Annotated in this window: 12 protein-coding genes and 1 riboswitch; of the genes, 10 read left to right on the top strand and 2 right to left on the bottom strand. The window is 68.5% G+C overall.

Annotation, left to right across the window (positions count from 1 at the left end; translation table 11 throughout):
- Nucleotides 1–134: 134 nt before the first annotated feature.
- The 4 genes from ctaC to CA983_RS10580 all read left to right on the top strand — a co-directional run bounded on the left by ctaC (nucleotide 135) and on the right by CA983_RS10580 (nucleotide 4,615).
- On the top strand, nucleotides 135–1,100 hold the full coding sequence (gene ctaC / locus CA983_RS10595; protein ID WP_086600624.1) for an aa3-type cytochrome oxidase subunit II: 966 nt from the start codon (nucleotides 135–137) through the stop codon (nucleotides 1,098–1,100).
- Complete coding sequence (gene ctaD / locus CA983_RS10590) at nucleotides 1,097–2,833, top strand: aa3-type cytochrome oxidase subunit I (RefSeq protein WP_086600623.1); 1,737 nt, start codon at nucleotides 1,097–1,099, stop codon at nucleotides 2,831–2,833. The genes ctaC and ctaD overlap by 4 nt, the downstream gene beginning before the upstream one ends.
- Nucleotides 2,830–3,228, top strand: coding sequence for a cytochrome c oxidase subunit 4 (locus CA983_RS10585; RefSeq protein WP_086600622.1), 399 nt, complete (start codon nucleotides 2,830–2,832; stop codon nucleotides 3,226–3,228). The genes ctaD and CA983_RS10585 overlap by 4 nt, the downstream gene beginning before the upstream one ends.
- 130 nt (nucleotides 3,229–3,358) lie before the next feature.
- Nucleotides 3,359–4,615 (top strand): L,D-transpeptidase, encoded by a 1,257-nt coding sequence (locus CA983_RS10580; protein ID WP_086600621.1) that lies wholly within the window; start codon nucleotides 3,359–3,361, stop codon nucleotides 4,613–4,615.
- 79 nt (nucleotides 4,616–4,694) lie between these two features.
- On the opposite strand, the gene CA983_RS10575 is transcribed toward CA983_RS10580, so the two are convergent.
- A complete protein-coding gene (locus CA983_RS10575) occupies nucleotides 4,695–5,096 on the bottom strand; it encodes a response regulator (RefSeq protein WP_086600620.1) in 402 nt (133 codons plus the stop codon).
- Nucleotides 5,097–5,241: 145 nt separating this feature from the next.
- On the opposite strand from CA983_RS10575, the gene ctaE reads away from it, so the two are divergent.
- The 6 genes from ctaE (at nucleotide 5,242) to CA983_RS10545 (ending at nucleotide 12,361) form a co-directional block, all read left to right on the top strand.
- The gene (gene ctaE / locus CA983_RS10570; protein ID WP_086600619.1) at nucleotides 5,242–5,862 is read left to right on the top strand and encodes an aa3-type cytochrome oxidase subunit III; all 621 of its coding nucleotides are present in this window, start codon (nucleotides 5,242–5,244) and stop codon (nucleotides 5,860–5,862) included.
- Between the two features lie 77 nt (nucleotides 5,863–5,939).
- Nucleotides 5,940–6,752, top strand: coding sequence for a cytochrome bc1 complex diheme cytochrome c subunit (gene qcrC, locus CA983_RS10565; RefSeq protein ID WP_086600618.1), 813 nt, complete (start codon nucleotides 5,940–5,942; stop codon nucleotides 6,750–6,752).
- Complete coding sequence (gene qcrA / locus CA983_RS10560) at nucleotides 6,749–7,828, top strand: cytochrome bc1 complex Rieske iron-sulfur subunit (protein WP_086600617.1); 1,080 nt, start codon at nucleotides 6,749–6,751, stop codon at nucleotides 7,826–7,828. The genes qcrC and qcrA overlap by 4 nt, the downstream gene beginning before the upstream one ends.
- Nucleotides 7,825–9,447 carry a cytochrome bc1 complex cytochrome b subunit gene (gene qcrB, locus CA983_RS10555; protein WP_086600616.1) on the top strand — a complete coding sequence of 541 codons (1,623 nt, stop codon included), beginning with the start codon at nucleotides 7,825–7,827 and terminating at the stop codon, nucleotides 9,445–9,447. The genes qcrA and qcrB overlap by 4 nt, the downstream gene beginning before the upstream one ends.
- Nucleotides 9,448–9,585: 138 nt before the next feature.
- Nucleotides 9,586–10,650 carry an anthranilate phosphoribosyltransferase gene (gene trpD, locus CA983_RS10550; RefSeq protein WP_086600615.1) on the top strand — a complete coding sequence of 355 codons (1,065 nt, stop codon included), beginning with the start codon at nucleotides 9,586–9,588 and terminating at the stop codon, nucleotides 10,648–10,650.
- Between the two features lie 66 nt (nucleotides 10,651–10,716).
- A riboswitch (SAM riboswitch) is annotated at nucleotides 10,717–10,833 on the top strand.
- A gap of 160 nt (nucleotides 10,834–10,993) precedes the next feature.
- Nucleotides 10,994–12,361, top strand: coding sequence for an aminotransferase class V-fold PLP-dependent enzyme (locus tag CA983_RS10545; RefSeq protein ID WP_086600614.1), 1,368 nt, complete (start codon nucleotides 10,994–10,996; stop codon nucleotides 12,359–12,361).
- On the opposite strand, the gene CA983_RS10540 is transcribed toward CA983_RS10545, so the two are convergent.
- Nucleotides 12,316–13,527, bottom strand: coding sequence for a glycerate kinase family protein (locus CA983_RS10540; RefSeq protein WP_086600613.1), 1,212 nt, complete (start codon nucleotides 13,525–13,527; stop codon nucleotides 12,316–12,318). The two genes, CA983_RS10545 and CA983_RS10540, sit on opposite strands and share 46 nt — an antisense overlap.
- Nucleotides 13,528–13,536 lie beyond the last annotated feature (9 nt).

Below are 13,536 nucleotides of genomic sequence, written 5' to 3'. Positions count from 1 at the left end.
CCCCCGGAGGGCGTCGGCTAGGGTTTGGTCCGCATAAACATCCAAACCCCTGCCCGACGCAGGGCGGCGACCGACCAGCGAGAAGGCCAGGCCGCAGCCGATCCGCGCGGGCGAGACTCTCGGGAAGGCGCTACGTGAGTCCCAACGGCTCCGACCGCTCGCCGCGGCGCCCGATGCGGCGGAAGCTGCTGCAGGCACTGACCGCGGGCCTGGTCTTGGCGACAGCCACCGGTTGCTCGTACAACTGGGAAGACTTCCCCCGCCTTGGTATGCCCACCCCGACCACGGAAGAGGCTCCGCGGATCCTCTCCCTGTGGCAGGGGTCCTGGGCGGCTGCGCTCGCCGTTGGCGTGCTGGTGTGGGGTCTGATCCTGTGGAGTACTTTCTTCCACCGGCGCAGCCGCACCAAGGTCGAGGTTCCTCCGCAGACCCGGTACAACATGCCCATCGAGGCGCTGTACACCGTGGTCCCGCTCATCATCGTCTCGGTGCTGTTCTACTTCACCGCTCGTGACGAGTCAGAGCTGCTCAGCCTCAAGAAGAAGCCCGACGTCACGGTCAACGTGGTCGGCTTCCAGTGGAGCTGGTGCTTCAACTACGTCGAACCGGTCGCCGGTTCCACCGGTGACGCCAAGAAGTCCCCGGACCTGGACGCGATCCCGGACCGGTTCAAGAAGGACTTCCCGGCAAACGCCGGCGGTGTCTACGACTGCGGCACCCCCGGTACGCGGAACCCGCAGACCAACAACCCGGGTCCGACGCTCTGGCTGCCCAAGGGCAAGACGGTCCGCTTCGTCCTCACCTCGCGTGACGTCATCCACTCCTTCTGGGTGGTGCCGTTCCTGATGAAGCAGGACGTCATCCCGGGCCACACCAACGCCTTCGAGGTGACCCCCAACAAGGAGGGCACCTTCCTCGGCAAGTGCGCCGAGCTCTGCGGCGTCGACCACTCTCGGATGCTGTTCAACGTGAAGGTCGTCTCCCCCGAGCGCTACGAGCAGCACCTCAAGGACCTCGTGGACAAGCAGCAGACCGGTTATGTTCCCGCCGGCATCGCGCAGACGAGCCACGAGAAGAACCGGGAGACGAACAACCTGTGAGCATCCTCAACGAACCCCAGGGTGCCGCGGCAGCAGGGTCCCACTACCAGGACGAGCTGCCGGTCAGGCGCCAGAACCGCGGCAGTGTCGTGGTCAAGTGGCTGACGACGACGGACCACAAGACGATCGGCACGCTGTACCTGGTGACGTCGTTCGCGTTCTTCGTCATCGGTGGCGTGATGGCGCTGTTCATGCGCGCCGAGCTCGCCCGGCCTGGTCTGCAGATCATGTCGAACGAGCAGTTCAACCAGGCGTTCACGATGCACGGCACGATCATGCTGCTGATGTTCGCGACGCCGCTGTTCGCCGGCTTCGCGAACTGGATCATGCCGCTCCAGATCGGCGCGCCCGACGTGGCGTTCCCCCGGCTGAACATGTTCGCCTACTGGCTGTACCTGTTCGGCTCGCTCATCGCCGTCGGGGGCTTCCTCACGCCSCAGGGCGCGGCCGACTTCGGCTGGTTCGCCTACAGCCCGCTGTCGGACGCGGTCCGCTCGCCGGGCATCGGCGCCGACATGTGGATCATGGGTCTGGCCTTCTCCGGCTTCGGCACCATCCTCGGCTCGGTCAACTTCATCACCACGATCATCTGCATGCGCGCKCCGGGCATGACGATGTTCCGCATGCCGATCTTCACGTGGAACGTGCTGCTGACCGGWGTSCTGGTCCTGCTGGCCTTCCCGGTCCTGGCCGCGGCGCTGTTCGCCCTGGAGGCGGACCGCAAGTTCGGTGCCCACATCTTCGACTCCGCCAACGGCGGCGCGTTGCTGTGGCAACACCTCTTCTGGTTCTTCGGCCATCCAGAGGTGTACATCATCGCGCTGCCGTTCTTCGGGATCATYTCCGAGGTCATTCCGGTCTTCTCCCGCAAGCCGATGTTCGGTTACCAGGGTCTGATCGGCGCGACCATCGCGATCGCGGGTCTGTCCGTGACGGTGTGGGCGCACCACATGTACGTCACCGGCGGTGTGCTGCTGCCGTTCTTCTCCTTCATGACCTTCCTGATCGCGGTCCCGACCGGTGTGAAGTTCTTCAACTGGATCGGCACCATGTGGAAGGGCTCGCTGTCCTTCGAGACACCGATGCTGTGGGCGACCGGCTTCCTGATCACCTTCACCTTCGGTGGTCTGACCGGTGTCATCCTGGCCTCGCCGCCGATGGACTTCCACGTCTCCGACTCGTACTTCGTGGTGGCGCACTTCCACTACGTCGTCTTCGGAACGGTCGTCTTCGCGATGTTCTCCGGCTTCCACTTCTGGTGGCCGAAGTGGACCGGCAAGATGCTGGACGAGCGCCTCGGAAAGATCACCTTCTGGACGCTGTTCATCGGCTTCCACGGCACGTTCCTGGTGCAGCACTGGCTGGGTGCCGAGGGCATGCCGCGCCGGTACGCGGACTACCTCGCGGCCGACGGCTTCACCGCGCTGAACACGATCTCGACGATCAGCTCGTTCCTGCTCGGCATGTCGATCCTGCCGTTCTTCTACAACGTGTGGAAGACGGCCAAGTACGGCAAGCCGGTCGGCGTCGACGACCCGTGGGGCTACGGCCGCTCCCTGGAGTGGGCGACCTCCTGCCCGCCGCCGCGGCACAACTTCGTCATCATGCCGCGGATCCGCAGTGAATCCCCGGCGTTCGACCTGCACCACCCCGAGATCGCCGCCCTCGACCAGCTCGAGAACGTCGGTCACGGCGAGAAGGCCATCGCTGGTGGCAAGGAGGCCGGCAAGTGAAGATCCAGGGCAAGATGTTCATGTGGCTGAGCGTCTTCGTCCTCGCCATGGCGGTCGTCTATGGCGTGTGGTCGAAGGAGCCGGCCGGTACCACGGCCCTCTTCCTGGCCTTCGGCCTGTGCATCATGATCGGCTTCTACCTCGGCTTCACGGCCAAGCGGGTCGACGTCGGTGCGCAGGACAACAAGGAGGCGGACGTCGCGGACGACGCCGGCGAGGTCGGGTTCTTCAGCCCGCACAGCTGGCAGCCGCTCTCGCTGGCCATCGGTGGCGCCCTCGCCTTCCTGGCCATCGCGATCGGCTGGTGGCTGATGTACTTCTCGCTGCCGATCATCCTGATCGGCGTCTGGGGCTGGGTCTTCGAGTACTACCGCGGTGAGAACCGCACCCAGTAACACGAGCCGAGCTCTTCAGGGCCCGGACACTCCGCAAGGAGCGTCCGGGCCCCTGCTTTTGCCGTAATACGTGTCACTCGTACGAGTCACCCGGCGTGCCGCAGTTGACGCGGCTTCCTAGCGTGAGGCCATGAGCCACACAGCGATCTCCCGCCCCCGCACCGTCGTCAGCTGCACGCTGCTGGTGATAGCCCTCTGCGCGGGCATCACCGCCTGCGGCTCGGACGGCAACCCCCTCTCCCACCGCCCCTACGACGCGGCGGACCAGATCTCCTTCAACGCCCCCTTGGAGGGCCGCGAGAAGGCCGACCCGGACAAGCCCCTGGAAGTGGTCGCCGAGGACTCCGACGGGCGCATCACGGACGTCACGGCCCACGACGCCGCCGGCCGCTACGTGGCCGGCGAACTCGCCGCCGACGGCCGCCGCTGGCACAGCACCTCACCGCTCGCCGCCAACGCCAGCTACACGGTCCGTGTCAGCACCGAGGACGAGGACGGGGCGCCCGGCCGCAAGGTCCTGACCTTCGACACCGGCAAGCCCACCACCCAGAAGCGCCTGGACGTCACCTTCGGCCCCAAGGCGGGCACCTACGGCGTCGGCCAGCCCATCACGGCCGAGCTGAGCCGGCCCGTCAAGGACAGATCCCAGCGGGCCGTCGTCGAACGGGCTCTCAAGGTCTCCTCCATGCCCGCCACGGACGGCGCCTGGCACTGGGTGGACGACAAGAAGCTCCACTACCGCCCGAAGGACTACTGGCCCGCGCAGGCCACCATCCAGGTCCGCAGCAACCTGGAGGGCATCAAGATCGGCGACCGTGTGCGGGGCGGCAAGGCCAAGCCGCTGACGATCAACACCGCCGACAAGGTCATAGCCGTCACCGACGCCGCGGCCCACCAGATGACCGTCTACAAGAACGACGAGATCGTCCGGCAGATCCCGGTCACCACGGGCATGCCCGGCTACGACACCCGCAACGGCGTCAAGGTCGTCCTGGCCAAGGAAGGCACCGTCCGGATGACCAGCGCCAGCATCGGCGCCTCGGACTTCTACGACCTGATCGTCCACCACTCCGTGCGGGTCACCAACAGCGGCGAGTACGTCCACGCCGCCCCCTGGTCCGTCGGCTCCCAGGGCTACGCCAACGTCAGCCACGGCTGCACCGGCATGAGCACCGAGAACGCCGCGTGGTTCTACGAGAACATCCGCGAGGGCGACATCGTCAAGGTCATAAACTCCGGCGGCGACTCGATGCCTGCCTTCGGCAACGGCTTCGGCGACTGGAACCTCGAGTGGAAGCAGTGGCGCACGGGCAGCGCCCTGACAGCCGGCACCCCGGAGGGCCCCACACCGGCGGACAGGGCCCGTCTGAGGCCCCAGAGCGCCTGAACGCCCTCAGGGGCGCGGGGAACTGCGCGACAAGCCACAGACCACCCGCACCCGCCGACGAGGAGGAACCTCCGAGCTCCTAGGCGTTCAAAGCCGCCCTCTCCCGCAGCAAGGAAGCCAGGGCAGCAGCGAACTCCACCGGATCCACCGGCAACGTCACCGCCGATTCAGCCCGACTCCAGGTCGCCAGCCACGCGTCCTGCGGCCGCCCGATGAGCAGCAACACCGGCGGACAGTCGAACACCTCGTCCTTGATCTGCCGGCACAGCCCCATGCCCCCCATCGGCACGGCCTCACCGTCCAGCACACAGACGTCGATCCCACCCCGGTCCAACTCCTTGAGCACCGCCCCCGGAGTCGCGCACTCCACGAACTCCACCAAGGGAACGTCCGGCGCCGGCCGGCGTCCCGTGGCGAGCCGCACCTGCTCGCGGGTGGTGGAGTCGTCGCTGTAGACCAGCACCGTGGCGGTCGGCTGCATTGTTCCTCCGTGACGTCAGCGTCGTAAGGACAGGCCCGTTGGGCCGGATGCTACTCCCTTGAACACCACGTCAACACCGGTACGACCGGCTTAGACACTCCGAACGGCACCCCCCGGAGTGAGGGCGGGATAAGCGACCGACATAATGTCGGTCGTGGCGACAGCAACGACAGTAGAAACCGGGCACGCGCACCCGTCGGTCAACCGGCCGAACCTCACCAGCGTCGGAACCATCATTTGGCTGAGTTCCGAGCTGATGTTCTTCGCGGCCCTCTTCGCGATGTACTTCACCCTGCGATCGGTGACGGGTCCCGATCACTGGAAGGAGATGGCCGGCCATCTCAACTTCCCGTTCTCGGCGGCGAACACCACCATCCTGGTGCTCTCCTCGCTCACCTGCCAGCTCGGCGTCTTCGCCGCCGAGCGCGGTGACGTGAAGAAGCTGCGGATGTGGTTCATCGTCACGTTCGTGATGGGTGCGATCTTCATCGGCGGTCAGGTCTTCGAGTACACCGAGCTGGTCAAGGACGCGGGCCTGTCCCTGTCCTCCGACCCGTACGGCTCGGTGTTCTACCTGACCACCGGCTTCCACGGCCTGCATGTGACGGGCGGTCTCATCGCCTTCCTGCTGGTCCTGGGCCGGACCTACGCGGCCCGGAGGTTCACCCACGAGCAGGCGACCGCCGCGATCGTCGTGTCCTATTACTGGCACTTCGTCGATGTCGTCTGGATCGGCCTCTTCGCCACGATCTACATGATCAAGTAGCGGGACCGCAGCGCGCGCCCGACGAGGCACGCATCCCAGAAGCACCGACGCAGAAGATCCTGACACCGGGGTAATCCGTGAAAAAGCTCTCCGCACGACGACGCCACCCGTTGGCGGCGGTCGTCGTCCTACTCCTCGCGCTGCTCTTCAGCGGGGGGCTGTACGCCGTGTTCGCACCCACGAGCAAGGCTGAGGCCGACGAAACCGCCCAGTCCCTCACCATCGAGGAGGGCAAGAAGCTCTACTCGGTCGGCTGCGCCAGTTGCCACGGCACCGGCGGTCAGGGCACCTCCGACGGGCCGAGCCTGGTAGGCGTGGGCGCCGCGGCCGTGGACTTCCAGGTGGGCACCGGCCGTATGCCGGCCGCCACCTCCCAGGGCCCGCAGGTCCCCAAGAAGAAGAACATCTACAGCCAGGCCGAGATCGACCAGCTCGCGGCCTACATCGCCTCGCTGGGCGCCGGGCCCGCCATTCCGACCGAGGAGCAGTACGGCCCCCAGGGCGCCGACATCGCCAAGGGCGGTGAGCTGTTCCGCACCAACTGCGCGCAGTGCCACAACTTCACCGGCAAGGGCGGCGCGCTGACGCACGGCAAGTACGCACCGGACCTCGAGGGCGTCAGCCCGAAGCACATCTACGAGGCCATGGAGACCGGCCCGCAGAACATGCCGTCCTTCCCCGACACCACGCTGTCGGAGGAGAACAAGAAGGACATCATCGCGTACCTGGACGCGGTCAACAGCAGCAAGTCCGAGAGCCCCGGCGGTCTCGAGCTCGGCGGCCTCGGGCCGGTCAGCGAGGGTCTGTTCGGCTGGATCTTCGGTCTCGGCGGGCTGATCGCCGTCGCCGTGTGGGTCGCCGCCCGGACCGCAAAGGCCAAGAAGTCATGAGTAGCCAAGAGATTCCCGAAGAGAACCTGCCTGCCGAGCAGTCCGAGCAGACCGCAGGACATGACGAGCACGGGCACGGGGCGCTGAGCCCCAAGGACGAGCACCCGTTCGCCGACCCGGGCCTGCCTCCCCACGAGCACCGGATCCAGGACGTCGACGAGCGGGCCGCCAAGCGGTCCGAGCGCTCGGTAGCCCTGATGTTCACGGTGTCGATGCTGGCCACCATCGCCTTCATCGCCGCGTTCGTGGCGATCCCGGTCGACAGGTCGGTCTACATCTTCCCGCTGGGCCACATCAGCGCGCTGAACTTCGCGCTGGGCATGACGCTCGGCATCGCGCTGTTCTGCATCGGCGCGGGCGCCGTCCACTGGGCCCGCACCCTGATGTCGGACGTGGAGATCGCCGACGAGCGGCACCCGATCGAGGCGGAGCCCGAGGTCCGCGAGAAGGTCTTCGCGGACTTCAAGCAGGGCGCCAAGGAGTCCGCGCTCGGCCGCCGCAAGCTGATCCGCAACACCATGTTCGGCGCGCTCACGCTGGTGCCGCTCTCCGGTGTCGTGCTGCTGCGCGACCTCGGCCCGCTGCCCGAGGAGAAGCTGCGTCACACGCTCTGGTCCAGGGGCAAGCTGCTCGTGAACATGAACACGAACGAGCCGCTGCGTCCCTCGGACGTCGCGGTCGGTTCGCTGACCTTCGCCAAGCCCGAGGGCCTGGAGGAGCACGACCACGAGTTCCAGAACGAGATCGCCAAGGCCGCCCTGATGATCGTCCGCATCCAGCCGGAGAACATCAAGGACAAGCGCGAGCTCGAGTGGTCGCACGAGGGCATCGTCGCCTACTCGAAGATCTGCACCCACGTCGGTTGCCCGATCTCCCTGTACGAGCAGCAGACGCACCACGTGCTCTGCCCCTGCCACCAGTCCACCTTCGACCTCTCCGACGGTGCCCGAGTGATCTTCGGTCCCGCTGGTCACGCCCTGCCGCAGCTCCGCATCGGCGTGAACGACGAGGGCTACCTCGAGGCGCTCGGCGACTTCGAAGAGCCCGTCGGCCCTGCTTTCTGGGAGCGCGGATGAGCACTGCACAAGACCGCCGCAAGGCACCCGCCGGAGAGCGGGTCGCCGACTGGGCCGACGGCCGACTCGGGATCTACTCCCTGGCCAAGGCCAACATGCGCAAGATCTTCCCGGACCACTGGTCCTTCATGCTGGGTGAGATCTGCCTCTACAGCTTCATCATCATCATCCTGACGGGTGTGTACCTGACGCTGTTCTTCCACCCGTCGATGAACGAGGTGGAGTACCACGGCAGTTACGTCCCGCTCCAGGGGCAGCTGATGTCGGAGGCGTTCGCCTCCACCCTGGACATCAGCTTCGACGTCCGCGGCGGTCTGCTCATCCGGCAGATCCACCACTGGGCGGCGATCATCTTCCTCGCCGGCATGTTCGTGCACATGATGCGCGTGTTCTTCACCGGCGCGTTCCGCAAGCCGCGTGAGATCAACTGGCTGTTCGGCTTCCTGCTGTTCGTCCTGGGCATGTTCACCGGTTTCACCGGCTACTCGCTCCCGGACGACCTGCTCTCCGGCACCGGTGTCCGCTTCACCCAGGGCGCGATCCTGTCCATGCCGATCGTCGGCACGTACATCTCGATGTTCCTGTTCGGCGGGGAGTTCCCGGGTACCGACTTCGTCGCCCGGTTCTACTCGATCCACATCCTGCTGCTGCCGGGCATCATGCTCGGGCTCGTGGTCGGCCACCTGATCCTGGTCTTCTACCACAAGCACACGCAGTTCGCGGGTCCCGGCCGGACCAACAAGAACGTCGTCGGCATGCCGCTGCTGCCGGTCTACATGGCCAAGGCCGGAGGCTTCTTCTTCCTGGTCTTCGGTGTCATCTCGGCCATCGCCGGCATCGCGACCGTCAACCCCATCTGGGTCCTGGGCCCCTACCGGCCCGACCAGGTCTCGACGGGTGCACAGCCCGACTGGTACATGGGCTTCGCCGAGGGTCTGGTCCGGGCGATGCCTGGCTGGGAGATCAACTTCTGGGGTCACACGCTCGTCCTGGGCGTGTTCATCCCGCTGGTGCTGTTCGGTCTCTTCCTCGGGATCATCGCCCTCTACCCGTTCATCGAGTCGTGGGTCACCGGGGACAAGCGCGAGCACCACATCCTGGACCGGCCGCGCAACGCCCCGACGCGCACCGCCTTCGGTGTCGCCTGGGTCACCGGCTACATGATCATGCTGATCGGCGGTGGCAACGACATCGTCGCCACCCACTTCCACCTGTCGATCAACGCGGTCACCTGGTTCGTCCGGATCGGGTTCTTCGCCGGTCCGGTCATCGCGTTCATCATCACCAAGCGGATCTGCCTCGGCCTCCAGCGCCGGGACAGGGAGAAGGTGCTGCACGGTCGCGAGACCGGCATCATCAAGCGCCTGCCGCACGGTGAGTTCATCGAGGTGCACGAGCCGCTCAGCCAGGAGCAGATGTACACGCTCACGGCGCACGAGCAGTACCAGCCGGCCGAGATCGGCCCGACGGTCGACGAGAACGGTGTCGAGCGCAAGGTGACGGGCTCCGAGAAGCTGCGCGCCAAGCTCAGCGAGTCCTACTACGGCGAGGGAGCCCAGATCCCGAAGCCGACCGCCGAGGAGTACCGGGAGATCACGAGCGGCCACGGCCACCACTGATCACTGCTTCGCCACGCCACGCAAAGGGCCCCGTCCGGTGTTCGGACGGGGCCCTTCGCCGTGCCCTGTGGCTGGATAGGGTGGACCTCGTTGAGACTCTCGTCCCGCAGTGCGGGACGCCTGACCCTGGAGCGGCTTATGAGCGCTGTGATCCCCGCTGGAGGCGACACCGCGGCGGGCCGCTCCTGGCCCCTGCTGTTGAACGGTCTGCTGGACCGCCGGGACCTGACCGCCGACGACACCGCGTGGGCGATGGACCTGATCATGCGCGGTGAGGCGACGGACGCGCAGATCGCCGGGTTCGTGGTGGCGCTGCGGGCCAAGGGCGAGACCGTCGAGGAGATCGCCGGATTCGTCCGGGCGATGTACGAGCACGCGAACGTGATCGAGGTGCCGGGCCCCGCCGTCGACATCGTCGGCACGGGCGGCGACGGGGCGAAGACCGTCAACATCTCCACGATGTCGGCGATCGTCATCGCCGGCACGGGCGCGAAGGTCGTCAAGCACGGCAACCGCGCGGCGTCCTCGGCGTCCGGGGCGTCGGACGTGCTGGAGAAGCTCGGCGTCAATCTGGAGCTGCCGACGCACAAGGTGGCCCAGGTCGCCGAGGACGCCGGGATCACCTTCTGTTTCGCGGCGAAGTTCCACCCGGCGATGCGCCACGCGGGCGCGGCCCGTGGCCAGTTGGGCATCCGGACGATCTTCAACGTCCTCGGTCCGCTGACCAACCCCGCGAAGGTACGCGCCCAGGCCGTCGGTGTCGCGGATCCGCGCATGGCACCCATCGTCGCGGGCGTCTTCGCCGAGCGCGGCCACTCGTCCCTGGTCTTCCGGGGTGACGACGGCCTCGACGAACTGACCACCACCGCCACGTCCCGGGTGTGGGTCGTCCGCGACGGCAAGGTGACCGAGGAGGCCTTCGACCCGCGCGACGTGGGCATCGAACTCGTCCCCGTGGAGGCGCTGCGGGGCGCGGACGCCTCCTACAACGCGGAGGTCGCCCGCCGTCTGCTGGACGGCGAGACGGGCCCGGTGCGGGACGCGGTCCTGCTGAACTCGGCGGCTGCCCTGGTGGCCCTCGATCCCGGCCAGGGGCCGCTGGCCGAGCAGATCCGCGCCGGCATGGCGAAGGCGGCCGAATCGATCGACTCCGGCGCTGCCAAGCGGACCCTGGAGCGGTGGGTGGCGGCGAGCAACGCGTAGCGCGGGGTGTCCCGCAATCCGGACGCGGGTTGCGGGATCTCGATCGTTCTCGTAGGTTCCTTTCCAGGTCATGAGTGACAGTCATGAGGCCCCGGCCGACTGTCCGGCAACCCTCCGTCCGTGGCGGGGTGCCCCGGGTGAAGACCAGGCCGCAGGCAGCGAGGTCTGTGGCAAGCGCGGACCCCTCACGAAACCAGGGGTCCTGGTCGTCGAGGAGCTTTCCGTGAATCAGCGAATGCGTTAGGGCCGCAGAGCCCCGCCTCCGCACCCTTCCTCTCCTTCGCCCCGCTGGCAGCCGTACGGCTCGCGGGCGCATTCCACCTGCCTTCACGGGAGTTCCGCCATGTCCGTCTCCACCGTTGCCGCCGCCCCGTCCGTCTGTGCCCCGCTGCCCGTCCTGGGCCGGGACGTCACCGTTCCGCTCGTCACCGGTGGCGAGGTCACCTACGCCGCGCTCGACTACGCCGCCAGCGCCCCGGCGCTCCAGCGGGTCTGGGACGACGTCGCCGCCTACGCGCCGTACTACGGCAGCGTCCACCGCGGTGCCGGGTACCTGTCCCAGCTGTCGACCGACCTGTTCGAGAACGCCCGCCGGACGGTCGCGGAGTTCCTCGACTGCCGGGACGGCGACCAGGTCGTCTTCACCCGGTCCACCACCGACTCCCTCAACCTCCTCGCCGCCGCGCTCCCGGCCGGCTGCCAGGTCTTCGTCTTCGAGACCGAGCACCACGCCGCCCTGCTGCCCTGGCGCGACGCCCGCGTCACCTACCTCGACGCCCCGCGCAGCCCCCGCCAGGCCGTCGAGACGCTGGAGCGCGCCCTTGCCGACCGCGCCGCCCACGGCCCGGCCCTCGTCTGCGTCACCGGCGCCTCGAACGTCACCGGCGAGCTGTGGCCCGTACGGGAACTCGCGGCGGCCGCGCACGCCCACGGCGCCCGGATCGTGCTCGACGCCGCCCAACTGGCCCCGCACCACCCCGTGTCCGTCAAGGACCTCGATGTCGACTGGGTCGCCTTCTCCGGGCACAAGCTGTACGCGCCCTTCGGCTCCGGCGTGCTGGCCGGGCGGGCCGACTGGCTGCGCGAGGCCGAGCCGTACCTCGCGGGCGGCGGCGCCAGCCGCAAGGTCACCCGGTGCACGGACGGGGGAGTGGACGTGGAGTGGCACGACAGCGCCGCCCGTCACGAGGCCGGTTCGCCCAACGTCATCGGCGCCTACGCCCTCGCCTCCGCCTGCAAGGCGCTGACGGAGACCGGCTTCGACACGCTCGTCGCCCGCGAGCAGTACCTGGTCGCCAAGGTGCGGGAGGGGCTCGCCGACGTCCCTCAGGTGCGGTTCCTGTCCCTGTTCGGGGACGACGCGCCGCGTGTCGGTGTGCTCTCCTTCGTCGTCGAGGGCTGGAACAGCTCGCACTTCGCCGCCGCCCTCTCCGCCGAGTACGGCATCGGCGTCCGGGACGGTCTCTTCTGCGCCCACCCGCTGGTGCGCACGCTGCTCGGCAGCGACCCGCAGACGCAGGGCGAGTGCGGCGCACCGGAGGCGGCGCCCGGCGAGAAGTCCCTCAACGCCATCCGCGTGAGCTTCGGCGCGGGCACGCCGGACGAGCACGTGGAGCGGTTCGTACGGGCCGTGAAGGAGCTCGTCACGGACGGGGCACGGTGGAACTACCGCACGGAGGACGGGCGTTGCGTGCCGGACACGTCGGCCTGAACGGCCGGGTCGGAGACCAGGGGTAGCCGGGTGCCGAGGACGATCATCCGCAGGGCCCGCTCGGTGGCGTCCGTGAGCAGTTCGCTCGCCCGGACCAGGGCCTGAGCCAAGGCCATCGGCGCCGGCAGGATGCCGCTGAACGCGTCCACGCCCGGCACCTCGTGCGCGCCCTCCCCGAGCGTGCCCGCCAGGGCCAGGACCGGGCGGCCGTAGAGCTTGGCCCGGCGGGCCACCTCGGCGGGGACCTTGCCGCGCGGCGTCTGGTGGTCCAGGGCGCCCTCGGCGGTGATCACCAGGTCGGCGCCGGCCAGCCGGGCGTCCAGGTCGAGGTGGTCCAGCAGCACGTCGAAGCGGGGCAGGAGGCGGGCGCCGAGGGCGGCGAGGCCGGCGCCCAGGCCGCCGGAGGCCCCGGTTCCGGGACCGTACCGGAGGTTGGTGTCCGGGACGGCGACGTCGCGGGTGAGGACGAAGGCCCAGTTCTCCAGCCCGGCCGACAGCTGCTCGACCTGCTCGGGCGTCGCGCCCTTCTGCGGTCCGAACACCCGGGCCACGCCCCGTTCACCGCACAGCACGTTGTACGGGTTGCAGGCGACGAGCAGCTCCACGTCCGCCAGGCGGGTGTCCAGGCCCCTCGGGTCGATGCGGTGCAGCCGCGTCAACTCCCGGCCGCCGACCGGGAGTTCCTCGCCCTGCTCGTCCAGCAGCCGGGCCCCGAGCGCCTGGAGCGCGCCCGCGCCGCCGTCGGAGGTGCCCGAGTCGCCGCAGCCGACGAGGATCCGCCTCACGCCCCGGTCGAGCGCGGAGCGGATCAGTTCGCCGACGCCGTACGTGGTGGTGGCGCCCGGGTCGCGCAGGTCGCGCGGGACGAGGGAGAGGCCCGCGACCGCCGCCATCTCCACGACGGCCGTGTCCCCGGAGCCCAGCAGGGCGAAGTGGGCGCCGATGGTCTCCCCGACCGGGCCGGTGGCGGGCACGGTGACGATCCGGCCCCCGGTCGCGGCGGCCAGGGCGACGGCCGTGCCCTCGCCGCCGTCCACCAGCGGGACGAGGTCGAGCTCGGCGTCGGGCAGGACACGGCGTACACCGGCGGCGATGGCGTCGGCGGCGGCCTCCGCGGACAGGGACTCCTTGAAGCCACTGGGGGCTACGACGACACGGGTCAGCATGGGTGGGGC

Source organism: Streptomyces swartbergensis, from assembly GCF_002148965.1.
Classification (GTDB): domain Bacteria; phylum Actinomycetota; class Actinomycetes; order Streptomycetales; family Streptomycetaceae; genus Streptomyces; species Streptomyces swartbergensis.
Note: the sequence above shows the minus strand (reverse complement) of the source record. Positions and strands in the feature narration are given on the sequence as shown.